General features: G+C 56.0%; 24 protein-coding genes and 3 tRNA genes. 6 read left to right on the forward strand and 21 right to left on the reverse strand.

From position 1 onward, the window contains the following. Positions 1-125: 125 nt before the first annotated feature. The 5 genes from AC1XYH_RS11195 to AC1XYH_RS11215 all read right to left on the reverse strand — a co-directional run bounded on the left by AC1XYH_RS11195 (position 126) and on the right by AC1XYH_RS11215 (position 5,471). Positions 126-220 (reverse strand) — tRNA-Sec (locus AC1XYH_RS11195). A 21-nt stretch (positions 221-241) separates the two neighbouring features. Beyond that, positions 242-2,092, reverse strand: a complete 1,851-nt coding sequence (gene selB / locus AC1XYH_RS11200; RefSeq protein WP_483323267.1) for a selenocysteine-specific translation elongation factor — start codon at positions 2,090-2,092, stop codon at positions 242-244. After that, the gene (gene selA, locus AC1XYH_RS11205; protein WP_483323268.1) at positions 2,089-3,477 is read right to left on the reverse strand and encodes an L-seryl-tRNA(Sec) selenium transferase; all 1,389 of its coding nucleotides are present in this window, start codon (positions 3,475-3,477) and stop codon (positions 2,089-2,091) included. Before selA ends, selB begins: the two co-directional genes overlap by 4 nt. 21 nt (positions 3,478-3,498) lie before the next feature. Further along, positions 3,499-4,038 (reverse strand): UGSC family (seleno)protein, encoded by a 540-nt coding sequence (locus AC1XYH_RS11210; protein ID WP_483323269.1) that lies wholly within the window; start codon positions 4,036-4,038, stop codon positions 3,499-3,501. Next, positions 4,035-5,471: a thioredoxin family protein gene (locus AC1XYH_RS11215; protein ID WP_483323270.1), complete on the reverse strand. Its 1,437-nt coding sequence runs from the start codon at positions 5,469-5,471 to the stop codon at positions 4,035-4,037. The genes AC1XYH_RS11210 and AC1XYH_RS11215 overlap by 4 nt, the downstream gene beginning before the upstream one ends. Positions 5,472-5,724: 253 nt before the next feature. On the opposite strand from AC1XYH_RS11215, the gene AC1XYH_RS11220 reads away from it, so the two are divergent. From AC1XYH_RS11220 to AC1XYH_RS11230, 3 genes are all read left to right on the forward strand, one after another. Then, the gene (locus AC1XYH_RS11220; RefSeq protein ID WP_483323271.1) at positions 5,725-5,883 is read left to right on the forward strand and encodes a hypothetical protein; all 159 of its coding nucleotides are present in this window, start codon (positions 5,725-5,727) and stop codon (positions 5,881-5,883) included. Positions 5,884-5,930: 47 nt separating this feature from the next. Then, on the forward strand, positions 5,931-7,583 hold the full coding sequence (locus AC1XYH_RS11225) for an arylsulfatase (protein WP_483323272.1): 1,653 nt from the start codon (positions 5,931-5,933) through the stop codon (positions 7,581-7,583). A gap of 269 nt (positions 7,584-7,852) precedes the next feature. Next, positions 7,853-8,542: a YecA/YgfB family protein gene (locus AC1XYH_RS11230; protein ID WP_483323273.1), complete on the forward strand. Its 690-nt coding sequence runs from the start codon at positions 7,853-7,855 to the stop codon at positions 8,540-8,542. Positions 8,543-8,630: 88 nt separating this feature from the next. On the opposite strand, the gene AC1XYH_RS11235 is transcribed toward AC1XYH_RS11230, so the two are convergent. The 6 genes from AC1XYH_RS11235 to dapA all read right to left on the reverse strand — a co-directional run bounded on the left by AC1XYH_RS11235 (position 8,631) and on the right by dapA (position 14,558). Continuing rightward, a complete protein-coding gene (locus AC1XYH_RS11235; protein WP_483323274.1) occupies positions 8,631-10,406 on the reverse strand; it encodes a S8/S53 family peptidase in 1,776 nt (591 codons plus the stop codon). A gap of 454 nt (positions 10,407-10,860) precedes the next feature. After that, positions 10,861-10,950: transfer RNA gene (locus AC1XYH_RS11240), tRNA-Ser, on the reverse strand. A gap of 55 nt (positions 10,951-11,005) precedes the next feature. Next, entirely contained in the window at positions 11,006-11,719 is a 714-nt protein-coding gene (purC, locus tag AC1XYH_RS11245) for a phosphoribosylaminoimidazolesuccinocarboxamide synthase (protein WP_483323275.1), read from the reverse strand. Next, positions 11,719-12,516, reverse strand: coding sequence for an MBL fold metallo-hydrolase (locus AC1XYH_RS11250; RefSeq protein ID WP_483323276.1), 798 nt, complete (start codon positions 12,514-12,516; stop codon positions 11,719-11,721). The genes purC and AC1XYH_RS11250 overlap by 1 nt, the downstream gene beginning before the upstream one ends. Continuing rightward, positions 12,488-13,648: an outer membrane protein assembly factor BamC gene (gene bamC / locus AC1XYH_RS11255; protein ID WP_483323277.1), complete on the reverse strand. Its 1,161-nt coding sequence runs from the start codon at positions 13,646-13,648 to the stop codon at positions 12,488-12,490. Before bamC ends, AC1XYH_RS11250 begins: the two co-directional genes overlap by 29 nt. Before the next feature lie 34 nt (positions 13,649-13,682). Beyond that, on the reverse strand, positions 13,683-14,558 hold the full coding sequence (gene dapA, locus AC1XYH_RS11260; RefSeq protein ID WP_483323278.1) for a 4-hydroxy-tetrahydrodipicolinate synthase: 876 nt from the start codon (positions 14,556-14,558) through the stop codon (positions 13,683-13,685). Between the two features lie 194 nt (positions 14,559-14,752). Between dapA and AC1XYH_RS11265 the strand changes: the two genes are divergently transcribed. Both AC1XYH_RS11265 and AC1XYH_RS11270 read left to right on the forward strand, forming a co-directional pair. Next, the gene (locus AC1XYH_RS11265; RefSeq protein WP_483323279.1) at positions 14,753-15,310 is read left to right on the forward strand and encodes a glycine cleavage system transcriptional repressor; all 558 of its coding nucleotides are present in this window, start codon (positions 14,753-14,755) and stop codon (positions 15,308-15,310) included. Positions 15,311-15,339: 29 nt separating this feature from the next. Beyond that, complete coding sequence (locus AC1XYH_RS11270) at positions 15,340-15,807, forward strand: peroxiredoxin (RefSeq protein ID WP_483323280.1); 468 nt, start codon at positions 15,340-15,342, stop codon at positions 15,805-15,807. 24 nt (positions 15,808-15,831) lie between these two features. On the opposite strand, the gene AC1XYH_RS11275 is transcribed toward AC1XYH_RS11270, so the two are convergent. Then, positions 15,832-16,929: an AI-2E family transporter gene (locus AC1XYH_RS11275; protein ID WP_483323281.1), complete on the reverse strand. Its 1,098-nt coding sequence runs from the start codon at positions 16,927-16,929 to the stop codon at positions 15,832-15,834. A 5-nt stretch (positions 16,930-16,934) separates the two neighbouring features. Then, positions 16,935-17,186, reverse strand: a complete 252-nt coding sequence (locus AC1XYH_RS11280; protein WP_483323282.1) for a sulfurtransferase TusA family protein — start codon at positions 17,184-17,186, stop codon at positions 16,935-16,937. A gap of 152 nt (positions 17,187-17,338) precedes the next feature. Here AC1XYH_RS11280 and AC1XYH_RS11285 point away from each other — a divergent pair, with 152 nt between their 5' ends. Beyond that, positions 17,339-18,739 carry a M48 family metalloprotease gene (locus tag AC1XYH_RS11285; RefSeq protein WP_483326361.1) on the forward strand — a complete coding sequence of 467 codons (1,401 nt, stop codon included), beginning with the start codon at positions 17,339-17,341 and terminating at the stop codon, positions 18,737-18,739. 66 nt (positions 18,740-18,805) lie between these two features. Here AC1XYH_RS11285 and nadA read toward each other — a convergent pair whose 3' ends face one another. The 8 genes from nadA to tolR form a co-directional block, all read right to left on the reverse strand. After that, entirely contained in the window at positions 18,806-19,864 is a 1,059-nt protein-coding gene (gene nadA, locus AC1XYH_RS11290; protein ID WP_483323283.1) for a quinolinate synthase NadA, read from the reverse strand. A gap of 210 nt (positions 19,865-20,074) precedes the next feature. Next, positions 20,075-20,150, reverse strand: a tRNA-Lys gene (locus tag AC1XYH_RS11295). A 69-nt stretch (positions 20,151-20,219) separates the two neighbouring features. Continuing rightward, complete coding sequence (queC, locus tag AC1XYH_RS11300) at positions 20,220-20,906, reverse strand: 7-cyano-7-deazaguanine synthase QueC (protein WP_483323284.1); 687 nt, start codon at positions 20,904-20,906, stop codon at positions 20,220-20,222. Positions 20,907-21,019: 113 nt separating this feature from the next. Then, positions 21,020-21,808, reverse strand: a complete 789-nt coding sequence (gene ybgF / locus AC1XYH_RS11305; RefSeq protein ID WP_483323285.1) for a tol-pal system protein YbgF — start codon at positions 21,806-21,808, stop codon at positions 21,020-21,022. 13 nt (positions 21,809-21,821) lie between these two features. Continuing rightward, entirely contained in the window at positions 21,822-22,328 is a 507-nt protein-coding gene (gene pal, locus AC1XYH_RS11310; RefSeq protein WP_483326362.1) for a peptidoglycan-associated lipoprotein Pal, read from the reverse strand. A 44-nt stretch (positions 22,329-22,372) separates the two neighbouring features. Then, positions 22,373-23,677, reverse strand: coding sequence for a Tol-Pal system beta propeller repeat protein TolB (tolB, locus tag AC1XYH_RS11315; RefSeq protein ID WP_483323286.1), 1,305 nt, complete (start codon positions 23,675-23,677; stop codon positions 22,373-22,375). Then, on the reverse strand, positions 23,677-24,738 hold the full coding sequence (gene tolA, locus AC1XYH_RS11320) for a cell envelope integrity protein TolA (protein WP_483323287.1): 1,062 nt from the start codon (positions 24,736-24,738) through the stop codon (positions 23,677-23,679). The genes tolB and tolA overlap by 1 nt, the downstream gene beginning before the upstream one ends. Then, positions 24,735-25,175 (reverse strand): protein TolR, encoded by a 441-nt coding sequence (gene tolR / locus AC1XYH_RS11325; RefSeq protein ID WP_483326363.1) that lies wholly within the window; start codon positions 25,173-25,175, stop codon positions 24,735-24,737. Before tolR ends, tolA begins: the two co-directional genes overlap by 4 nt. Positions 25,176-25,189: the final 14 nt, after the last annotated feature.

The following is a 25,189-nucleotide window of genomic DNA, read 5'->3' on the forward strand; positions in this document are numbered from 1 at the left end:
AGAAATAGCGCTAAAAGGTTGTATTAACACCTTCGGTCATAGATCGGTGGGTACGTTAGATACGTGGGTGGGTATGGGATAACAACCTATTCAGGTTAAATGTCCGAAAATGGGGAGCATAAAAATGGCGGAAGGACATGGGAGTCGAACCCACCAGACACGCGTTGCGCATCTCACCGGATTTGAAATCCGGGCGCCCCACCGGGGACGATGTCCTTCCTATGCGGTGCAGGCCTGAGAATCAGCCTGCGGCAAGAAAGCGTTGTTCACGTACAAAGCGGGTGACGCCGGCGCGGTCGAGATATTCCAGCACCTGAATAGTCAGATTGCGGCCGATCCCGGAAGCATCCCGGTACTCGGCGGCGTTGAAGCTACCAGAGGGCGAGGCTGCCGCCAACTGCTTTGCCACTGCAACCAGCGCTTCTACCTGCGCCGGCAGATAATAGCGGTTTGGTGCGACTGCAATTAGCTCGCCCGCGCGCTGCATGCGCTGTAAAAACAGCTTCAACTGATCAAGCTCCATGCCCAACTGTGTGGCCAGTTCACCCACGATTGGCGGCCTGAGTTCGCCGGGTAGCAACTGCACACTGATCCTCTCCAGTAGCGCCTGATCTTCTCCCTGCAGTTGCGGCTTGTGATCGTTCAAATACCAGGCCCAAGCCTGACGTTGCAGCCGTCCGGCATCCAACCAATGGCGTAACAAGGCGCGACCCAGTGGCAGCGGCAACTGCAAGGTAGCAACCAACGCCAATTCCCCTTCGCCCGGCCCTAGTTGCTCAGGATGTGCGGCATGCCAGTCACTCAAACGCGTATGCAACCGTTGCCAGGCTTGCTCTCTACGTGCTGGTGAGAGCACGAAACCAGCCAGTTGCAGCACTTCCTTCTGCCCCAGAAGCGCATTCAGCTCAGCTTCCGTTAGGTTAAAACGCTGAGCGAAGGGCTGAAACTCAACCTCGCACTGCGCCAATACTGCAATTAGCGCCTGCTCTGGGCTCTTCGCACTCTGCCAATCGCGCAGCAAAGCCAACCGCGGCGGCTTGCTTCGGCCACGTCGCTGCCCGCGCGGATCAAGTATTCTTCCGCCACCCAGGGTGGTGTTGGCGGCCGGATCACGAATAATAAAGCGGTCGCCCCAGACTGCCTGCAATGGTTGCTCCAACATCAGCTGAGCAAGTACCGGCTCAGCGCTGCCATCTAGCACGACTACTTTCACCGGGTAAACGCCGGTGCCCATGTGCAGCTGTAATACGCCACGGTGCCAATGGCTGTCAGGTAGTTGCTGCAAAACCACATCCAGCCGGTCACTTGGCGGCAATGCCACCGCATTGAGCCAGTCGCCCCGGCGCGGCTGATCTTCAGTGACTGCACCCGTCAGATTGATCGCGCAGCGCTGCCCGGCCTGCACTGTGGCAACTTCTTTGCTGGCAATCTGCAGACCACGCACGCGCAGCTCTGCACTGCCACACAGCAATCGTTGCCCTGGTTGCAACGCTCCGCTGACCAAGGTGCCGGTCACCACACAGCCAGAGCCTGGAATACTGAAGCGGCGATCAACCATCAGCCTTGCATGGCCACTGGAAGATTGAGCCGCCAGCTCGCTGGCGCGCTTAACCAGATGCGCGCGTAGATCGTCAATGCCTTGCCCGGTCAGGCTGGACACCATACATACCGGCGCAGCTGGCCAATCATCTGCCAGCAACTCAGCAACGTGTTCTGCCACCTGTTGCTGCTGCGCGGCATCCGCCAGATCGCAACGGCTAAGCACCACACACAACTCACCCACGCCGAGCAGCCGTAAAATATTCAGGTGTTCACGGGTCTGCGGCATGATGCCGTCATCCGCAGCCACCACCAGCATCGCCATATCAACACCGGTCACACCCGCCAACATAGTACTGATAAACCGCTCATGGCCGGGTACATCAACAAAGCCTAAGGGCGAGCCCTTTTCAGTCGGTAGCCACGCAAAGCCCAGCTCGATGGTCAGGCCCCGACGCTTTTCTTCCGCCAATCGATCGGTGTCTTCGCCTGTTAGTGCCTTAATCAAGGCGGTTTTACCGTGATCCACATGCCCCGCGCTAGCAATGATCATGCGTTAGCTGCCCACTGCGCCCGCAAACGTTCTGAATCCTCCAAACATCGGCAATCAAGAAGCAAGCTGTCATCGGCAATGCGCCCGACTACCGGTTGCGGGAGTTGCCGCAAACGCTCCGCTAGCGTGCGCAAATCTCGGCTACGCGTGCGTTTATTAGTGCTGCGACTGCGCAGTCGCAACGCTGCGCTCGGCAGCACCTCAAGCGGCAAAGAGCCCGAACCTATCTGGCTACTTACCGCGCAAACATCTACCGCGAACGCCTCACCTGCCCAGCCTTGTAAACAGCTCAAAAGTCCCTCTGCTGTCAGCTGAATATCCGACTGGCTGCGTGTCAGCAGGCGCAGCGTCGGCACACGCTGCACCAGGCTGTCGGGGTCAGCGTACAGGCGCAAGACGGCTTCCAGCGCGGCGAGGGTCATCTTGTCGCAACGTAGCGCCCGCTTGAGTGGGCTCTTGCGAATGCGCGCAATCAAATCTGCCCGACCAGCAATAATGCCAGCCTGCGGACCACCCAACAGTTTATCGCCGCTGAAAGTAACCACATCCACACCTTGCTGTAGTACCCGAGACACCACCGGTTCAGCCGGTAAACCCAACGCCTGCAAATCGATCAAGGAGCCAGCACCCAAATCCACCACCAAAGGCACCTGGTGCTCACGCGCGATCTCAGCCAGCTGCGCCTCGCTCAGCGCGGTGCTAAAACCTTCAATACGGTAATTGCTGGTATGCGCCTTGAGCAGCAACGCGGTGCGCGGCCCGATAGCTTCGATGTAATCTTTTGGGTGGGTGCGATTGGTAGCCCCAACTTCACGCAGCTTGCAGCCCGCGCGAGACATGATGTCGGGCAGCCGAAAGGAGCCACCAATCTCGATCAGCTCACCGCGCGACACCACCACTTCACGGCGCTGCGCCAGTGCATTGAGCACCAGCAATACCGCCGCCGCGTTGTTGTTAACCACGGTCGCGGCTTCGGCGCCGGTTAAACGGCAGATCCAAGCTTCAACGTGATCGTCGCGGTCGCCTCGCTGCCCCGTCTCTAGATCAAACTCTAGATTACTGGCACCCAAAGCCACCGCCGTCATCGCCTCAATGGCTTCGACCGGCAGCGGGGCGCGGCCCAGATTGGTGTGTAATACGGTGCCGGTAAGGTTGAACACTGGTCGCATCGACGGCGTCAGCAACCGCTCTATCTGCCGCTGTACAGCGTAAAGCAATTCAGCTTCACCGGTGATTTGGCCTGTGCGCCACGCATCCAGCGCGGTGCGCAGGCAATCCAGCACGAGTGCGCGGCCATGGCTTGCGATCAACGCCTGCATGCCAGGCCAGCTCAATGCTTTATCCACCGCTGGTGGACGGGAATGTGGTTGGGCAAGCTCCGTCATGCGGCTGCCCTTCCACGCGATTTAAGCGTTGGTACCCTCAGGGTCTGCACGCAACAGGCGCAAAATATCCGCCAGGGCACCATCGGCCAGCGCACGCATTTCATCATCGGTACGATCCTGGATCGGGTGCGGTACAAAGACCATGGCCGCATCAAAACCAAGCGCTTTGGACTGCAACGCAGCCGCTTGTACAAATTCACTAGAGGCAACCCCTACTCCTGGGATCTGGCGTGACTCCAGGTCTGCTATGTCATGCATACAGCACGACGTACAAGACCCTCAGTCAGCCAGCCCTTCTACCAACAAATCGACCTCAGCGGCCATCTGCTGTTTGAGTTCAGTCGGTGCGACGCGCGTGAAGGTCGGCTTGCTGTAACGCTTGACCCCCACACCCATTGCCGCCAGTTGCTCCTCTATACGATCAAGGAATACGTTGCCGCGCGGCTTGGAAATATCCAGCAAGCCAACCACTTTGCCCTCAAGGCTGGCAGGCCGAGCCAAACGCGCACGTTGCGCCGGAGCCTGTTCGGCCGTCGGATCGAGCAATATGCTGTCGTTCATATATTTACCTCACGAGTTACCGGAGACGAACCGACTGGGCCTGACGCGGCCCAGCCAGCAATAATGGCGGAAAACAGGCCAGCGGTGCCGCCAGCCCTGACGATCAACAAGCCGCCGGGGCGAAACTTGGGCACTTGCTGATCCTTGAAACGTGCCGGAATACCCTCGGCGATGCCACTCGCGCCCGCGACTAACTGTTCGCCCGGCGCCAGCAGCAGCTTTTCTAACTCTTCACGCAGCCGCTGCTTGGACCAGCCAGCATCGATGAAAACGCGCGCATGCTCAGGCGAGACAACCAATACCGCATCGCCTGCCATCGCCAGTTTGGCATGGTCGACGGTGCGCAACGACAACGCAAAGGAACGTGCCAGGGATTCAGGGTCACGGGACTTCTGGTCAACAATGCCCTGCACCCCTTCACCCGGGAACAAGGTGACCGCAGAGCGGCCGGGGGCTACGCCACGCTCCTGCGCCAGCGGCAACCAGTCACTGTCTTCCGCCTCAGCGAAACAAAAACCGACCTTGCCTGGATTACCCATAGTCGAGCGGTCAATCTCACCGGGCCGACCACCGCCAACATTACGAATAATCAACTGCAGCGCACGGCCGATAGTGGCGTTGGCACGATTACCCTGGCCCAATGCATTCACGCCCGAGTTCATGCCAATCGCCTTGGCTGCCGGGCCGTTAACCATGATCATGGGACTGCCAAACATAGTGGTGCAGATCAGCCCGTGCAGACCAAATTCATCTGTAAGCGAGGCCTCCAGCGCAGCCAGCAAAACCGGCATGTACTCGGGCTTACAACCCGCCAACACGGCATTGATAGCGACCTTCTCTACGCTCACCGGCACCAGATCCGGTGGCATCAAACCAACTACTTCCTCCGGCTTGCGCTCTGTGCCCTTGAGCATGCGTAGCACGCGCACGGGCGTGGGCGGCACGACCGGCAGCCCGTCGCTCCAGCCGCGCTCGTAACAGGTTTCCATCGGGTCATCAGCGCCGGCAATATCGATCTCTCGCGATTGCAGCTTGAAGTCACCAAAGGCCAGTTCCAACTCTTCGGATATTCCCGGTTCCAGCGTCTTCGAGCCGCAGCCGGGGCGCATTACGGGTAATTCTTCGCCCAGCGTTGCCACACCACTCAGTTGGCGCCAATCTTCTTTGTGCCAGCCGTAGGTACGCTCTACTTCTTTACCGTTTTCAACGCGGATAAGCGTTGGCACAAACTCGATGCCAAGCCGATAAGAATGCTCCAGCGTTTTGTCATGCAGGGAGCCAGAGAGATCGGCGGCATACTCGGCCGAATCCTGCACATAGACAGTCAACTGATCGCTTTGCGCTATCTCGGCGAGCAGCGGCTCAACCAGACGACAGGTCGGACAATCAGCCTTGGCCACCACTATCAGGCCATCGGGCAGTACTCTATTCATCGGGGGGCCTTGGTTTAATGTCTGGTGTCTCGTTGATGACACAGCATAGGCCGACGACTAACTGATGCCAACCGAGGATAGCAGTCATGCGTGCGCTGATTGACGGGGTATCAATGGGCCAAAGATCGCAAACTGTTTAGGGGTTGCGCTTAGCAAATTACCGTTAGGGGGGTTATGTATAAAGTGCCACAAGGCACCTCACCGGCCTCGTCAGCCCTAACGGTGCCGCCGCTCAGGCAGCGGCGTTGATATCATGCTGGACGCCTTACATATCCTTGCCTCTGCACTGATGGCCGCCGACCACAAAGAGTTGATCAGGCACGAAGAAAAACGGCTGCCGAAAAAATATCCGTTTTCACCCCAAAATTTGTCATCCCCAACCTTGCTTGCGCGGCTCTTTGAGCAAGCCTGAAAAAAGCGTTAAAACTCAGCAACTGACAAGCCCGTTAAGAATATAGAATGAAAACATTAAGTTTGGCGCCACAAGGAGTGCTTAGGGCTACGGCTTTTGCATTCAGTTTTGCTGCGGCCGTCATAATCACTCCCGCTCATGCCGCAGACGAAAAAAAGCCAAACATCCTGGTTATCTTCGGCGATGACATCGGGATGTGGAACGTCGGCGCTTATACACACGGGATGATGGGCAGAACCCCCAACATCGACAGCATTGCCGATGACGGCATTCTGTTCACCGACCACTACGGCCAACCAAGCTGCACGGCGGGACGTGCAGCCTTTATCACAGGCCAACTGCCGGTTCGCACCGGCATGACTACCATCGGCATCCCCGGCTCCGAGCGCGGCATTCAAGCGTCAGACCCCACGCTGGCCGAGGTATTGAAAGCAGATGGTTACAACACGGCCCAGTTCGGCAAGAACCATCTCGGCGACCGAAATGAGTTTCTACCGACTGTCCACGGCTTCGACGAATGGTTTGGTAACCTGTATCACCTGAACGCCGAAGAAGAACCCGAGCAACTGGATTATCCAGGACAAAAAGACCCGGCTTATCACGATCAGTACGGCCCACGTGGCGTGCTGCGCACCGTCGCTACCGACGTGGACGATCCGACCGAAGATCCAAAGTTTGGCCGAGTTGGCAGACAAACCATTGAAAATACCGGCCCCCTGACTCGCGAACGTATGGAAACCTTCGATGGCGAGGTACTGGATGCAACACTCGACTATCTCGACCGCAAAGGTAAGGACGAAGAACCCTTCTTTGTCTGGTTCAACACCACAGCGATCCACATCTGGTCACACCCGCAGAACAAATATGTTCAGCAGGCTGTAGACGAAGGACGCGCGGAATCTGACATCGTTCGGGCCAAAATGCTTGAGCATGACGAACAGGTCGGTGCCCTGCTTGCCAAACTCGACGAACTCGGCGTTGCTGATAACACGATCGTCGTCTACACCACTGACAACGGCAACGAACTGATGATGTGGCCAGATGGCGGTTATGCACCCTTCCGCGGCGAGAAAGGCACTACGTGGGAAGGCGGTGTGCGTGTACCTCTACTGATCCGCTGGCCTGGGCATATCCCTGCGCGGACCTCAGCGAACGGCATCCAGTCCCACGAGGATCTCTTTGTAACCTTGGCCGCTGCCGCTGGCTCACCAGACATCAAGGAAAACTTGCTCGACGGCTACAAGATGAACGGCAAGACCTACAAAAACCATCTTGATGGGTACAACAACCTCGACTATTGGACAGGTGCGTCGGATAAGTCAGCACGCAAAGAGTTTTTCTACTACGACGAAACCGATCTGATGGCGGTACGCGTCAACGCCTGGAAGATGCACATCGGTATCAAGCCCGATGGCAGCTGGTTCGACGAGAAGTACTATCCGAGCGTTCCATACCTTTTCAATCTGCTGATGGACCCAATGGAAAAAATGGATCCGCAATCGCATGAATGGGGATACGCAGGACGCAAGTTCTTTGCTCAGAAGATGTGGGCTCCCACCGCCGCAGGCCCTTACCTTGCCGCTCACCTAAAGAGTATGCAGGAGTACCCACCAAGCCAGGGCGCCGATACGCTTAGTCTGAAGAAAGGCATTGATGAGGCAATGCAGAAGCTGTCAAACCCCAACGGCTCATCCAACTGAGAAACACATCCGCTAGCTGACACCAATCGGTGTAAGCAACAAAAAGCACCCACCCAGAACGTTTCTGGGTGGGTGCTTTTTTACTATCACCTAATCAAGCAAAAAAGCGGCAACCCTATCCGTTGTGCGGGGCAGAGCACACAAGCTGGCAGAGCCTCGCCGCCAGCGTTTACACTCCGTCCGCGCTTGCCTGCCCGACAGTAGTGATAAGATTTCCAATCCACAGATAATCGCTGCAAAGGCCGCGTCAGCAACAAGGAGACCCTTGCATGAAACTTCCACTTATCGCTCCGCTGACCGACGAGGAACTGGACGCTCTCGAAGAAACGCTGCTCGACTACGGCAACGACGACTCAGTACTGGGTGTCTCTGAGCTGGATGGCTTTTTTACCGCCATCGTATCTGGGCCAGAGCTGATCCCGCCCAGCCGATGGTTGCCAGCCCTGTGGGGTGGTGCTGACAAGCAGCCGGAGTGGGAAAACCAACAGCAAATACAAGATTTCATGGCGATTCTGATCCAGCATATGAATCAAATCGTCAGCTCGCTGATGCAGAACCCCGAACAGTTTGAGCCCATTTTCAATATGAACTCCTTCACCGAGGAGCCTGTCCTGATCGCCGAAGAATGGTGCTTTGGCTATATGCGCGGCGTTGCCTTGGGCGCCTGGCCCAAGTTGCCAGAGAGCGCCGATACCTGGCTGGACGCGATCGCCCTGCATGGCATTGAAGAGAATTTTTCCGTACTTGCCGATCTGACCCTGCAGGAACATCAGCAGACAATAGCTGAGATAGCGCCAGCCGCACGCTACCTGCATGCCTATTGGTTAACCCAGAGAACTCCGGCGGAAAACCTGCCGCGGGAAGCTCCAGAGCCAGTGAGGGCAACAAACAATATTTGCCGCAACGACCCTTGCCACTGCGGTAGTGGCAAGAAGTTCAAGAAATGCTGCCTTCACTGAATCGGCGCCAACATTTCTCTTACATCGTCCGGCATGATGCGATGAAGCAGCGCCGGGATCAGACCACCAAGCACTAAGCCGCTGACTATTACCGCACCCGATCGAGACTCTTCACTGTCAGATCCAGCGCCTTGTACATATCCAGACGGGCGGAATGACCGACATCCGGGTTGTTCAATTCGTTCGCGCGTTCGGACGGCAAAATCGGTGCAGTCAGATCGTCGCCCTCGGTCGGCTCGAAGTCGTATTCCTCACCTATGGTCATCGCACTGCGGCGCAGCAACATGCGCAGCTGATCCGGCTCTAGCTCCGGATTAATCGACAGCATAGCGGCCAGCAAACCCGCAACCAGCGGCGTGGCGTAAGAGGTGCCGCAGTGTACATCGCCCTCCTCGTCTGCCTTGGCGGTAGAGCCATGTACGCAGGCAGCGGCGGTAATATCCACGCGCATGTCGATGTTGGAGGCCTTGCGCTTAATAGCGTATTCAGCGTCCTCGACCGGCACGTCTTTCTCGCTACGCTGATGACCACCCACTACAAACAGCTGATCGGTCACGAAGGAGGAAGGCAGCCGATACTCATCCCGCCCGGAGAATGAAGAGCCATTACCCGCCGAGTTGACCACCACTACGTTGGGATGCTCTTCGCGCAGCCAAAGAAAGAACTCCTCCAGCAACTCTTCGTAGCCACTCATGGCAATGCCCGAGCGCACCAGCGAGTCGATAGGATCGCCGTTTACGTCAATTGCACCGACGCGGTGAATACCCCAGCTCCAGTTCAACACGCGAACGCCGTCTTCCACCATGTTCACGGAGGCCGCGATATTGGCGGTAATGCCGGCGTCCGAGTCACGTCCAACTATGACGTCAAAACCGGGGCCGACGTCATCCAGGCCACGGAGAAAGCCACTGTTGCCGCCTTTGTTCCAGGCGGCCGCCAATATTCCGCTAACCGTGCTGCCATGGCCACTCGGCTCGTCGGCATCGCGCGCGTAAAGGCAAATCCGCTTGCTGTCGGTACGGCAATCACCGCCGCTATAGTCAGCAAAGTCGGGCGCATCAAAGTCCACATCACGCTCGATAACGCCGATACGCACCGGGTGTGTCTCTACACCACCGCTCTCGCGTTGTAGGCGGCGCTGATAAAAATTCACTGCGTCAAGAAAACGGTTTGAGGCCCACTCCTCGTTGTCCGCCGGTGGTTCCTTATCGGCGTCCGCTTCAATACTTTCCTCTGCCCCCGACTCCTCAATCACGACTGCATCCACGCTGACTTCGCCACCCAGACGGAGGACGGTAGCATCGCGCTCATCCAGATTTTTAGCTGCGAGACGCAGTTGATAGGTATTCAGCGGCGGGATCATGCCGACTACCTTGGCATCGTACTTTTCTGCCAGCCGCTTGGCTTCTTTCGCGCCGTCGTAATCTTCCTCGACCACCACACTAATAAGGTCAACATAAGAAGTTAGCCCATCCATGTTCTTGGCCACCTCATCCGCCTTGGCAGCCACCACGTGGCTAGTACCCAGCGATAGCCAGACCGGATTACTTTGCTGCCCCTGCTGTTCAAGCACCAGCGGGCCGCTCTGTTTAGCCTCGGCATCAAGTTGCAGTTGCAGCACCTCATCCTCGCCGCTTATCTGCTCTGCACTCAGCGCCTCGCCATTCAGCCGTGCCTGCCAATCACCTGCCTGTAAACCTTTAACTCGCAGACAAAAGGTCTGCTTCTGCGTCTCCAACAAATCACCGCAACGCTGCAGCTGTTGAATGCGAATCGGATCTTCAGCCGCTGCGGCAGTAAAGGGCAAGGTCAGTAACAGCAGTGCAGGCCACAGAGTGCGTTTATTGGGCAAAGTACGGGGCATTCATTACTCCAGCGTCACGGGCGGCTTTACACCGTCGGCGATGGTGATTTGGATTGATACCCATCCGACCCGTAAAGTGGGAAATGTTTCAATGGTGAGACACGGTTGGTGTTGATGGGGCTACGAGGCCGGTGCCCTAGGAGAAAGTGTGGTGAGCGGCTGTGTAGAGATCAATGTATTATTTTCGTTTGCATTAAGTGCGCATGAGCCGGAAACAGGTGTTCACGAGGGCTCGCCTGATAAAGCACAAAGTACAGCGGGCGACTTAAATCCGTGCAGGCTGGACCTTCGTCAGGGATTATTCGGCGCTGCGCGCCTCACCCTCTGCGAGGGCCGCCGTCGCTGCGCTCTGGCGTTTCTTCACCTGCTGCGCAGGCTCGGTCGAACGAGGGTTCTCACCGAGAGCCCTACTGATAAAGCAAAAAGCCCAGCTAGGCTGGGCTTTTTGCTTTATTGGCGGAGAGTCAGGGATTCGAACCCTGGGAACTGTTGCCAGTTCAACGGATTTCGAATCCGTCCCGTTCGACCACTCCGGCAACTCTCCAAGTCGGCGCGCATGGTAGCAGCTTTCGCTTGTTTTGCGGAAGCTGCTCGCGCGTTCAGGGAAGTTCTACGCCCAGACGCTTGGCGACTTCTTCGTAGGCTTCGATAACGCCGCCAAGACCCTGACGGAAACGGTCTTTATCCATTTTCTTGCCGGTTTCTTTGTCCCACAAACGGCAGCCGTCTGGGCTGAATTCATCGCCCAGTACTATCTCACCCTTGAACAGGCCGAATTCCAGTTTGAAATCCACCAGCATGAGGCCTGCGGCGTCAAATAGCTTCTTGAGCACATCGTTCACCTGCAGCGTCAGCTCTTGCATACGCGAGAGGTGCTCGGCAGTCGTCCAGCCGAAAGTCACCACGTGTGACGCGTTGATGAAAGGGTCGCCTTTGGCGTCATCTTTCAGAAATAACTCGAAGGTCGGCGGCGTTAGTGCCATGCCCTCTTCCACACCGAGGCGCTTTACCAAGCTACCTGCGGCGTAGTTGCGCACTACACACTCGACCGGAATCATGTCGAGTTTCTTAACCAGACACTCGGTGTCGGACACCAGGCTATCAAACTGGGTAGGGATGCCGGAGTCTTGCAGCTTTTGCATGATGAAGGCGTTAAAACGGTTATTAACCATGCCTTTGCGGTCCAGCTGTTCGATCTTCTTACCATCAAACGCGGAGGTGTCGTTGCGAAACAGCAGTATCAGCCGATCCGGATCATCTGTGGTGTAAACCGATTTGGCCTTGCCGCGATAAAGCTCAGTACGTTTTTCCATTATCGGCTCCCGCTGAGTGCGCAATGGTGGTGGGATAATCCCGAAATAGTCTGCCAAGGCAGGCCTTGATTCTGTTCTGCCAGCAGTAGTTCGCCAGACCAATTCGCTAACACATCTGCAAATGCGCTACGCGCCAGCTCTGGCCGATTGTTCTTTTCGCTGATGTGCGCTATGGCGATGTGCTGCAGCTGTTCCAGGTCGATCATGCCCAGCAGACTAGCCGCCTGATGGTTGCTCAAATGACCCAATTCGCCGCCCACCCGCGCCTTAAGAAAACTCGGATAAGGCCCCATAGCGAGCATGCGCGGATCGTAGTTGGCCTCTAGAAAAAGCGCATCCAGCTTGGCGTACTGTTCAACAATCCAAGGCGTAATACTGCCAGTATCGGTCAGTACACCAAGGCGCTGTTGACCGTTATCAAATATGAATTGGCAAGGTTCACGAGCATCGTGTGGTACCGCTACTGGGCTGACCTCCAGCTCGCTTATAACCACGCGGCTGTGCAGGTCGATCCAGCGAAAATCCAGCAATTCCTGCCGCAACGCATAACCGGTACCGGGGGTCAGGTAGACCGGCAGGTCAAACTTACGCGCCAGCTTGGCTACCCCTTGAATATGATCGGAATGCTCATGGGTAACCAGCACCGCCGTCAGCTGCTCGCCACTTATGCCGGCATGACGCAACCGCTGCTCGGTGGAGCGCAGACTGAATCCGCAATCCACTAGCAGCCGAGTCGCGCCCTGCTCGATCAGCGTGCCATTGCCTTTACTACCGCTGCCGAGGGAGCAGTAGCGCATCGCCGTCAGGTCCTTCGTTCAAGTTGCTCTGAATTTTCTCGAGCAAGTCATGCGCTATGGTGCTATCAGCGGCCTTGTCGATGCCTGCCTCTACCGTCACTTCAACTCGGTTGGATATCGGCGTCAGACGCACCTGGATCTGGTTTTCATCCGCCACTTTCTCGTCTTCGTCATCGTCTCCGCCGAACCAGCCGGAGAAGAAACCAGGCTCTTCTTTGTCGCTGCGAGTCTGGTCAAGATCAACATAATAGACGCCCGAACTGCGGTTAAAGTCGGTGACCAACACATCACCACGGGCCAGCGAGTCACCCACCTCTACCCAAGCACGGTTAAAGTCAGTGCTCAGGGTCAGCACTGTGTTGCCTGCGCCATCCTGATCAAGTGAGGTCTGCGTCGGCCCGATATTGGCAAGGCTCGAGACCTGTCCGCCATTCTGGTTGGCGATACTCTGGTTGAGATAGGTTTCTAGCTCAGCCAGCAAGCCGCGCTCAAAACCGGAGATGTCGGACCGGCTTGGCCACTCGCTGTCGTCGTCACCGATATCACGGCTCTGATGCAATACCTTCACTTCGCTGGAGCCGGCGTTTACACCGGGCTCCAAGCGCACACGAAAGCGCTGTTCCTCATCATCAACCCGACGCCCCTCTTCCAACGTGGGCATGACGCGACGGACTAGAGGGTTATTGGCACTTTTAGTGAAGTCGACCCATTCGGTAGCGAACTGGCTGAGCGCGCGATCACTCTGGGCCAGCGGCACCTGGTAGTCAGACCAGAAGCGCTCCAATAGCGGCCATACTTCTGATGCGGGCATTTGCGCGAGCAACCAGCGACGGCTGCCATCTTGTTGCATTGAGAAGGCGGAGGTGTCAGCACTGGCCAGCAGAGGCTGCGGACGTGGTGTTTCAAACCCATCTTCGGAAACCGGACCTGCCGTGAGCTGCCCTGGAACCGGCAGCAGATCGCCAATTGGCTTGCTTTGCAGGTCGCTGGGTACGGTCATGCGCGATTCAACACGCGCATCCTGATAGTCACTGCCGCGATCACGGAAATAGCCTTCATCGCCAATCATATAACCACAGCCGCTGAGGCTGGCCAGTACACCCAGAGTCAGTGCGCTAAGCACAGGCTTCATAAACGTTTCCTTGGTAAACAGGTTTCCGGTTTGATCAAAGCAACCCGCACTGACGCAGGGCTTCGTGAACCGTATCGTGACAACGTGGACTCAGGGGCGTCAGCGGCAAACGAATGCCGTCAGCGATCAACCCCATTTCTAACAGCGCCCACTTCACCGGAATGGGATTGGACTCAATAAACAGTGTTTTGTGCAGCGGCATAAGTGCTTCATTCATGCTGCGTGCGGCATCGTGATCACCGCGCAGTGCTGCCGCGCAGAGTTCGTGCATTGCCCGCGGAGCCACGTTGGCGGTCACCGAGATGTTGCCTTTGCCACCTAGCAGTATTAACTCCGCAGCCGTTGCGTCGTCGCCAGAATACACCGCCAAGCGGTCACCAACGCGTTCAATCACTTCAGCTGCGCGTTGCAAATCGCCAGTAGCTTCTTTAATGCCGATGATATTGCTGATATCGGCCAGGCGTTCAACAGTCTCAGGCAGCATGTCGCACGCCGTACGCCCGGGGACGTTATAAAGAATCTGTGGGATAGCTACCGTTTCGGCGATGTACTTGTGATGCAGGTATAAGCCTTCCTGGGTCGGCTTATTATAGTAAGGCGTTACCAGCAATGCCGCGTCGGCGCCAACACTGCGAGCAGCCTCGGTCAACTCAACCGCTTCACGCGTTGAGTTCGCGCCGGTACCAGCGATGACCGGAATGCGGCCCGCAACCTGCTGCACTACGCGACGAATGGCTTCTTTGTGCTCCGCCATATCCAGCGTGGCTGACTCACCCGAGGTGCCAACGGCCACAATGCCATCGGTGCCATTCTCAAGATGAAAATCGATCAGGCGCTCAAGTGCCTGCCAATCCAGGCCTCCGCGGGAATCCATGGGTGTTACCAGCGCCACCAGGCTGCCTGAAATCATGCAACTGCTCCACTTGAAACATTAAACGACAATGGTACTTTCGCCATGCAGCTAGCACAAGGGACGGTCACACCCAAATAGCCTATGTTAGGCCCTGAAAACTGGCAGTTGAACCACTTTGATCAGGCTGTGACAATAGCTGCTGAGCTTTCGTGTGCCAACCGGCGCCCGCCGCCCCCTTTTTGAGGATCACCATGTCCAGTACCCCGAGCCAGCGTGATCAGTATCTGGTCATCAATGTCATGAGCCAGGAAACCACGTCGCTTGCCAGTCTGCTCACGCGCCTGTGCACCGAGCAGCGCTGCATGATCGTCAATAGCCGTATGAGCCGCCACGGCACCTGCGCTGTATTGCTACTGCAGGTCGGTGGCAACTGGGACGCCCTGGCCAGGTTGGAGACGCTGCTTCCACCGCTGGCCAAGCGCGAACACTTTGTGCTTTCAATGAGTCGTAGCCAGAGTCTTGAAGAACGCCCACAGGCGCTGCCCTACAACGTTTTCGTCACGGCCGCACAACGCCCTGAACTGGTCGGCGAACTTTGTACCTTTTTCCAGCAGCTCAGTATTGACATCGAAGATCTGCAAAGTTTCACTTATCTCGCACAACATACCGGCACCCCGATGCTCAACCTAACGTTGACTATTGCCATTCCGGCGCGCACTCAGCTCAGCTGGCTACGCGAGCAGTTCCTGGATTTCTGTGATGAACTCAACCTCGATGCCGTGATCGAACCTTGGCGTCCACTGCACTGAACCTGGCACTGAAACTCATGAGGTAAAGTATGCACGTTGAACAGAATCAGCCCCTACCCGCTTTCACCGCTAACGCTACCGGCGACCAGACTGTGAGCCCCGATAGTCTGGCGGGCAAAAAAGCCGTGATTTACTTCTACCCCAAAGACAATACGCCGGGCTGCACCACCGAAGGGCAAGATTTTCGCGATCAGTTTGCTGCTTTTGGCGAGGCGCACACAGTGATTTACGGCGTGTCCCGCGATAGCTTGCGCACCCACAGCAACTTCAAAGCCAAGCATGAATTCCCGTTCGAGCTAATTAGCGATCCTGACGAACAGCTGTGTAAGCTGTTTGATGTGATCAAGCTGAAAAAACTCTACGGCAAGGAATATGAGGGTATTGAGCGCAGCACCTTCTTGATCGACGCCAATGGCGTGCTGCGAAAAGAATGGCGCAAGGTGAAAGTGCCTGGGCATGTAGCCGAAGTATTAGCAGCGACCCAAGCGCTGGAATGACGTTCAGCGCGGTTACGCCACCGCTTAGTACTGCGGCGTAACTGTGGGCTCAACCGCTGGCTCACTGGCCGCTTCAAGCCCTCGCGGCCAGGCATAGAGCACTGCTTTGAACAGGGTCGCCAGCGGAATGGCAAAGAACACGCCCCAGAAGCCCCACAGGCCACCAAAAATCAGCACTGCAGCAATGATTGCAATCGGATGCAGGTTAACCGCCTCGGAAAACAAAACGGGTACCAGCACGTTGCCATCAAGCATCTGAATAACCCCGTACACCACCATCAGCACCATAAACTCGTTGCTGAGCCCCCACTGAAACATCCCGATCATGGCTACAGGGATAGTCGCCACCGTGGCCCCTATGTAGGGCACCAGTACCGACAGCCCCACCATGACCGCCAGCAATGCGGCGTAGTTAACGCCCAGAATCGCAAAGCAGATGTAGGTCACCGCGCCAACGATCAGAATCTCAACTGCCTTGCCACGAATGTAATTACCAATCTGTTCATTCATTTCAAGCCACACCCGCTTCATTAGGCGGCGCTCACGTGGCAGATGGCTTACCAGCCAGCCAGTCAGCTGCTGGCTGTCTTTGAGGAAGAAAAACACCAGGATCGGCACCAGCACCAAATACACCAACATAGTAATAATGAAAGGCAAGCTCGACAGCGACTGCGACAAAACCCACTGCCCGAACTGGCCCACCTCACCATTAACCGAGGCAATCAGGCGCTCAATCTGGGTCTCCGACACGATCGAGGGATAGAGCTCAGGCAAATGCATAAGCTGATCCTGCCACTTGCCAAGCATCCGCGGCGCTTCATTGAACAGATTCAGCATCTGCCGCCAGACGAGCGGAAGCACGACGCCCAGCAACGCCGCTAGAGCGCCAAGAAACACTAAAAATACCAGCCAGACGGCCATCCAATGCGGCAAATGCCAGCGTTGCAGGCGCGTCACCAAGCCTTGTAAAAGATAAGCCAGCACCACACCAGTCAATAACGGCGCTAGTTTGCCGCCAAAGGTAATAACAATGGCAAAACCCAACGCAAGTACTACCGCCAGCACCACTGCTTCTTCATCAGAAAAGTAGCGCTGAACCCAACCTTGAAACACTTTTAACATGATGATTAATCTGCTTTACGCAACCAATAATGGAATTCGCCGTCCAACTCGCTAGAGCCCAACAGCCGGTGACCGGCAAGCTCGGCGAAGCGCTGAAAATCACGCTGCGAACCGGCGTCGGTAGCCACCACATGAAGAGTTTGTCCTGATAGTATGCTGTTGAGCGCTTGCTTGGCCTTAAGTAGCGGCAAAGGGCAGCTCAGACCTCGCGCATCGAGATAACAATCAACGGGCAGGTTTTGTGGCTCAGAGACCATGCATACACTCCAGAACGAATGGGCGACAGTATAGCCTTGTCAGCACGCCGACAGACAACCTTGTACTCATGGGTATGAAGCAAAATATGACAACGATAAAAATACCCGCGCTGCGCTGGCTGTCAGCTGCTGTGCTGGGCGCCTCTCTGGTGATGACCGCATCGTCCTCTCAGGCCGATGATGGTTACAACCTGCCCACACTGGGGGACACCAGCTCGTCGATAATGTCGCGCGAGCAGGAATACCAGATGGGCCGCACCTGGCTGACCATGCTGCGTGGCGCTGTACCCACTCTGGAAGACCCGCAACTCAAGAGCTTTGTCGAGAACCGCGTTTACGCCTTGGCTGAAACAAGCCAATTATCCGATCGCAGGCTCGCTTTCGTAATGATTGATAGCCCCGAACTGAACGCCTTCGCGGCACCGGGCGGCGTTGTTGGCGTGAACGCCGGGCTGTTTTTACATGCCCAGACCGAAGGCGAGTTTGCTTCCGTCATGGCGCACGAATTGGCTCACTTGTCGCAACGCCATTTTGCTCGCGGCCTAGAGCAACAACAAAACATGCAGATGCCTTTCATGGCAGCGATGCTAGCCAGTATTGTGCTGGCGGCAGCGGGTGGCGGTGATGCCGGCTTCGCGGCGCTGGCCTCGACTCAGGCAGCAGCCATTCAGGAACAACGTCGTTTCTCGCGACAGAACGAGCAAGAAGCTGACCGTATTGGCCTAACCAACCTGGTTGCGGCAGGTTACAACCCACTAGCCATGCCCAATATGTTTGAGCGCTTGGCCCAGCTCAGTCGCTTTGATTCCAACCCGCCGGAATTTCTGCTGACCCACCCGGTCAGCCAATCGCGGATGGCCGACACGCGCAATCGCGCCGCCCAACTGCCGTCGGGTGGCGAAGACGACACGGTTGAATATCAAATGATGCGAGCGCGGGTGCAAATTCATTACGAAAGCAGCCCTGGCCTATCTGCGAAGCGCTTTCGCGTGCTGTTGGATGAACACGATGGCAATCATGACGCTGCCCGTTACGGCCTTGCTCTGGCACTAACCCGGGGCGGCCAACACTCGACAGCTGAAGAAACTCTCGCGCCACTGCTGCAGAAGGAACCACACAATCTTACGGTAGCCTTAGCTCAAGTCGAGATCGACAGCAATCGCGGCCGTCTTGCCGCCGCACTCTCGCGGACGCGCGAGTTAATGCAAAACTACCCCGGCAACTTCCCGCTGCAATTTACCGAAGCGGATTTGCTGCTCAAGCAGCAAGATTACGCGGAAGCAGCCAAAGCCATTAACCGACTGGCCGGACAGCGCAGCGACGACCCTGATGTGTGGTATCTGGCGGCAGAAATACGCGGTTTGGCCGGCAATATTCTTGGCGTGCACCTGGCTCGTGCCGAGTATTTCATGTTGACCGGCGACACCGAGCAAGCCGGCGAGCAGCTTGATCTAGCGCTGAAGCGGGCAAACGGCAATTTCGTTACCAGCTCACGCATACGCGAGCGCCAGGAAGAGCTTTCCCGGCGGCGTAAACAAATTGAATCGCTTTGATTTTTAAGTTGTTGCTCGTGCAAACGCAGACCGGCGCGCGGGACTTTCCCCGCGCGCCGGTCAGTTTTAAGCGTTGCCCTTAACCGTCATATTGGCGAGCCGAGTGAAGTCGAGCATTCGGTCCAGCGGCTTGACCGCCCGGGGGATCAACTGCGGATCAACCAAAATCTCATCGGTACCGTGCTCAAGACTCTGCAGTACGCGTGGCAGCGTATTCATAGCCATCCAGGGGCAATGCGCGCAACTGCGGCAGGCTGCGCCATTACCGGCCGTAGGCGCTTCAATCAATAGCTTATCTGGCGAAGCTTGCTGCATCTTGTAGAAAATGCCGCGATCAGTGGCAACAATGAACGTAGGGTTCGGCAGCTCCTGCGTCGCCTTGATTAGCTGACTGGTAGAGCCAACTACATCGGCTAACTCCACTACCGCCAACGGCGACTCGGGGTGCACCAGTATCGCGGCGTCAGGATAAACCTTGCGTAGATCCTCAAGCGCCTTGGCCTTGAACTCTTCATGCACGATGCAAGAACCTTCCCATAGCAACATATCAGCACCGGTTTCACGCTGAATGTAATTACCTAGATGCTGATCCGGCGCCCAAAGAATCTTCTCACCCTTGTCCATCAGATGCTCAACGATGGGCAGCGCACAGCTGGAAGTCACCACCCAGTCCGCCCGCGCCTTGACCGCCGCAGAGGTGTTCGCGTAGACCACAACGGTGCGGTCTGGATGTAGATCACAATAGGCTGAAAATTCCTCAATTGGGCAGCCTATATCCAACGAGCAGGTTGCTTCGAGTGTTGGCATCAATACACGCTTTTCCGGGCTGAGGATCTTGGCGGTCTCTCCCATAAAGCGCACACCTGCAACCAACAAGGTGCTCGCTGGATGGTCTCGCCCAAAGCGCGCCATCTCGAGTGAGTCTGACACGCAACCGCCGGTTTCTTCAGCCAACTCCTGCAGCAACGGGTCAGTGTAATAATGCGCCACCATCACCGCGTTGTGTGCCTTCAGAGAAGCAGCAATACGGGCCTTATAGTCGGCTTTTTCCGCGTCACTCAGCGGTGCTGGAGCCTTAGCATCCAGATGTGCCTGCACTAGCAGGCGTTCAGAAATCTGTGACATATTCTCATCCGTCCGGAGAACAATAATAGGCCGCCATCATATCACGACGCGTTAGCACCAAAAGCACTCGAGGGACTTGAACTGAAGGAGCTAAGAGAACTGAATAGTCACGCACAACAGAGGCAATCAGCAAAGAAAATGCCGAGTGACTGATCTGAGGAAGAAATGGATTATTTACTGCGCCGACAGAAAAAGCGGGGAAGTCCAAAATGGTGGGTCGTGTAGGATTCGAACCTACGACCAATTGGTTAAAAGCCAACTGCTCTACCAACTGAGCTAACGACCCGTTTGGAGGCGCGCTATATTACTGATTTATCTGTAAAACTCAAGACTTTTTAAGTTAGATGCACAATCTTTAGCTATAACGTGTGGGATCAGTAACGCCTGCAGCAGCAAAGCCTTCAGCGCGTAGACGGCAGCTATCACAACGCCCGCAAGCAAAACCCAGCTCTGTGGCTTGATAGCAGGAGACCGTCTGGCGATAGTCCACTCCATGGCGGATGCCCAGCTGCACTATTTCAGCCTTGCTCAAATGTTGCAGTGGTGCCTGGACGCGAAAGCCCTGCCCCTCAACCCCGGCGCGGGTCGCCAGGTTTGCCAACTGTTCAAACATACGAATGAATTCGGGCCGACAGTCAGGATAGCCCGAGTAATCCACAGCGTTGACGCCAATGAAGATATCCCGCGCATCCAGCACTTCGGCCCAGCCGAGCGCAAGCGCGAGAAATACAGTATTGCGGGCCGGCACATAGGTTGTCGGGATGCCTAGCTGGCGCTCTTCGGGCATCGCCATCTGATGATCTGTAAGCGCCGAGCCGCCCATGCCATCCAGATCGAGCCCAATCACCTTGTGCTCAAGCACACCAGCAGATTGCGCCAGCGCCTTGGCAGCACTGAGCTCGGCACGGTGTCGCTGACCGTAATCAAAACTCATGGTGTAACACTGATAACCCTGCGCCTGCGCCAAAGCCAGCACAGTCGCTGAATCCAAACCACCGGAGAGTAAGACGACGGCTTTGCCAGGTTTTTGCGCACTAGGCATCTAAAATGTTCCGTAGGGTAGGATAAAGCAGTGAGCGGCAGGATGCGTGAAAGCGTCGCATATGGGTGAGATTAGCCCACCCTGCGTATCGGCAGATAATACAAAAACGAAGATCAGTTCAGCGTATTGAGCTCACGACCGGCTAGTTGCGCGGCAGATGAATCTGGATATTTGCTGACGACTTGCTGAAAAAGATCGCGGGCTTTGTCGTTATGCCCCAAGCGACGCTCAACCTCGCCCAATTTATATATCGCATCAGATTCCTTGCGATGATTGGGGTAACGGCTGATAACTTGGGCAAAAGATTTGCCAGCGGATTCTAGATCGGATTGAACCAGGTACACCTCACCCAGCCAGTATTGCGCATTGCCTGCGTATTGACTGTCGGGGTAACGGCGAAGGAAAACGGTAAAGGCCTGTGCAGCCTTGTCAAAATCGCGCGCCTTAACCAAATCAAAGGACGCGTCATACAACAGCTTTTCGCGCTCAGGATCTGCTGGCGCAGCGCCGGTAGTACTATCGCCTGATGCAGGCGACGCAGCATCATCTTCCGGTAGCGCAGCACCTACTGAACCACTAGCTGATGAAGCCGAGGCACTTTGACTGGACAACCGACGATCAACATCCTCGTAGCGTTCCAGCTGATCGCGCTCCATCTGTTTCAGCTTATAGCCCTGCTCTTCAAGCAGACCTCTCAGCAGAGTGACTTCCTGCTGAAGCTGATACATCTGTTGGTACAACTGGCCTTCACCAGAAAGGCCAGTCGTGGTCTGAGGGGCTGCAGAGGAGCCCGGGTAGTTGGTGCCGGAGTTACCCGAACCACCTTCCGACACCGGCACCTGTGCCACCGCTCCAATGGGCGCCAGCAAACAGGCAAAAACAACTCCTCTGAAACCTTTCATAAGACCTCTTCTATTACTTGCGCAGCTCTACGCGACGGTTCTGAGCCATGCTTTCTTCACCGGAACCCATAACTGAAGGCTTCTCTTCGCCGTAGGAAACCAGTTCCAGTTGGCCAGGAGAAACGCCTTGCAGTACCAGGTAGCGCTGAACGGCAGCAGCACGACGCTCGCCCAGAGCCATGTTGTACTCACGAGTACCGCGTTCGTCAGTGTGGCCTTCCAGAACAACACGGTTGCCAGCAGACTTCAGATCTTTGGCGTGAACGTCAAGAGAGCGCATAGCTTCTTGCTTCAGCTCAGAGCTGTCGTATTCAAAGTAGAAAGTAGTAACGGCACGCAGAGAAGCTTCTTCGCTGCTCATGCCATTATCCATACCTGCGCCAGAAGTGCCTGCGCCGTAACCGGCGTTAGGATCAACTGCGCCAGTGCCGGAAGCATCGCCACCTTTGGACGAACAACCTACAACGACGCCGAACGCTACAACCAAAGCAGCCATTTTACCGAACTTGATAACTTCCATCATGAAACTCCTATTAACCCCATATGGTTTAGTGTTGGTGCGCCCTATGGCAGGTATGGGGACCATGATGGTACACGCAGGTCGCTGAACTGCGTCGGAATCTCCGAGCGTGCGCGACCATTTGTCGATACCAGCATGAGTACGCCCCGTCCCTGTTGACGGGTAGCATAAATTAACATAACGCCGTTCGGTGAGACAGTAGGTGACTCATCTAAAGATGTTTCTGTTAAAACCCTCAGATTGCCCCGTTTGAGGTCTTGAGTAGCAATCTGAAAATTACGGTAACCTTCCTGACGGTGCACCATAACCATGGTACGACCATCAACGGAAAGTTTTGCATTGGCATTATAGTTGCCAACAAAAGTTAGGCGCTCGGTGGAGCCACCATTAATATTCTGTTTGTAGATTTGCGGCTTACCGCCACGATCCGACGTAAAGGCGATGGTGTTGTCATCCATCCAGCTCGGCTCGGTATCGATCGAGAAGTGATTGGTCACGCGGCGCAATTGCTTGCTGCCCAAATCCATCACGTAAATCTCCGGGTTGCCATCACGCGACAGCACAAAGGCCAGCCGGTTGCCATCCGGCGACCAGGCGGGAGCGCCGTTCAAACCTTCGTAGCTGGTAATGCGCTCACGGCGGCCTGTCTGAATATAGTGCACGTAGATTTCCGGACGACCCGACTCGAAAGAAACGTACGCAATGCGCTGCCCATCGGGTGCATAGGACGGGCTCAGAATAGGTTCGCGCGACTGCAGCAAGGTTGATAGCCGAGCGCCGTCATAGTCAGACCGCTGCAGCGTATAACGCGTATTATCCTTGGAAAAGCGCTCGGCGGCCACGTACAACAACTTGGTATTGTAAGCGCCTTTAATGCCGGTGATTTCTTCAAACACCTCATCACTTAGATGATGCGCCATGTCGCGCAGCTGCGCTTTGGTGCCACTGACGGTTTTCGACAGCAATACCTGCTCGCGCACAATACTGTAAAGACTGTAGTTCAATTCATAACGGTCGGTACCGGCCTGATTGCTAACTTGGCCGACTACCACATAATCAACGCCAATCATCTTCCAGTCACGCGCATTGATTTCTTCGCCGCGTACCGGGTAGCTCAGCATATTGCTGCGCTCCATAGGGGCGAACATACCGCTGTTACGCAGGTCATTGGCGCTGATCTGCGCCAGGTCTTCAGGTAATGGGGTACTGCCCTGCCAACCAAAAGGCACTACGGCAATCGGGGTGGCCTTGTCGGTACCTTTAGTAATCTCGATGGCTTCTTGCGCCAGCGTCATTTGTGCGGCACACAGTGCAATCACTGCGATCAATGCTTGCGTAAATCTTTTCATCAGAATGCCAGATCCTCTGGTTTGAAGCGCAGCAGACGCTGTCTATAAAGACGGTCAAATGCTGCGGGATTGTCGCGTGAAAGCGTTTGCATTTCCGGGATTCGGCCGACATTTCGCACAGCCTGAACCGCCGATTGATCAAACCCGGGGTCGCCACTGGAACGAGTGACCACCACATCCGTAATTTGCCCCGTCGGCAACATACTCAGTTGAACCTCAACCACCATGCCGTTGCGTGCGGTTGGCGGACGACGCCACTGCTCACTCACATAACGACGGATGACGTCATCATAACTGGCGGCAACCTGCTCGCCAGGCCGATCAGCCTGCGCTTGCTGATACTGCGCATCGTCAGCAAGCGCCTCTGCCAAAGCCTTGGCTTTAGCGTCTTCCTGCGCCTTACGGGCGGAATCAGCTTCAGCACGTTTCTTAGCTTCAGCCGCTTCAGCCGCCTTTTTCTTGGCATCAGCCTCAGCTTGCGCTTTACGCTTGGCCTCTTCTTCAGCCTTCTTGCGAGCGGCTTCTGCTTCAGCGCGTTTCTTGGCAGCTTCTGCATCAGCGGCTGTTTCCGCCTCTTCGCGCTTTTTCGCCGCTGCTACTTCAGCTGCCTTTCGCTGCGCTTCGGCTTTCGCCTCGGCCTCGGCTTTTGCCTTGGCTGCAGCATCAGCCTTAGCCGCCGCATCGCTGGCCGCTGCGACTTCAGCTTTTTGCTCTTCGGCCTTTTTCGCATCAGCTGCCGCAGCCGCAGCTGCTTGCCTGTTCTCTTGCTGCTGCTCTTGCTGCTTCTTACGTTCCAACTCTTCCGCTTCGTGGCGCTTCGCTGCGGTGCGCTGCGCTTCGCCGGCTATCTTCTGATCGGTCTGCGTGGTCGCAGGGCTCATAGAGTCCAATTGCACCAAGGTCGCTTGCACAATCGGCCTGGCCGGCTCAAAGCTGGGCGCAGTACTAAACGAAGCAAACAGCAAAATCGCAACAGCAAGATGCACCGCAAATGCTTTAAGCAATGGCGAGGAATAGCGCCCGGACGTATCTACCCGCCGGCGATTTTCAGGCGTATTCACGGCGCCTCGGTTATCAAGCCGACATTAGGAACGCCCGCTTGCTGCAGAGCGCCCATTGCCATCATGATCACACCATAATTCGCCGCTTTATCGCCGCGAATGTACACCAAGGTGTCCGGCTTGGCGCGCATGATCTTGGTAACACCATCAGTCATGGCTTCAAGCGAAACCGCGCTATCGGTCTGGTTTTCGGTATCAACCGAATCACCCAAATTCCAATAATAGGTGCCATCGGCCAGCACAGACATCGTCAGTACCTGCTGATTACTGTCTGAGGGCAACACTTCGCTGGAGACCTGAGGCAAATCCACTTTCACGCCTTGATTCAGCATGGGCGCAGTCACCATGAAAATCACCAGCAACACCAGCATGACGTCGATATAAGGCACGACGTTCATCTCGGCGACCGGTTTGCGCTTCTGGCGCCTGCGCTGCATGTGCATCGTCATAA

The organism is Pseudomonas sp. GW-45 (assembly GCF_056896675.1).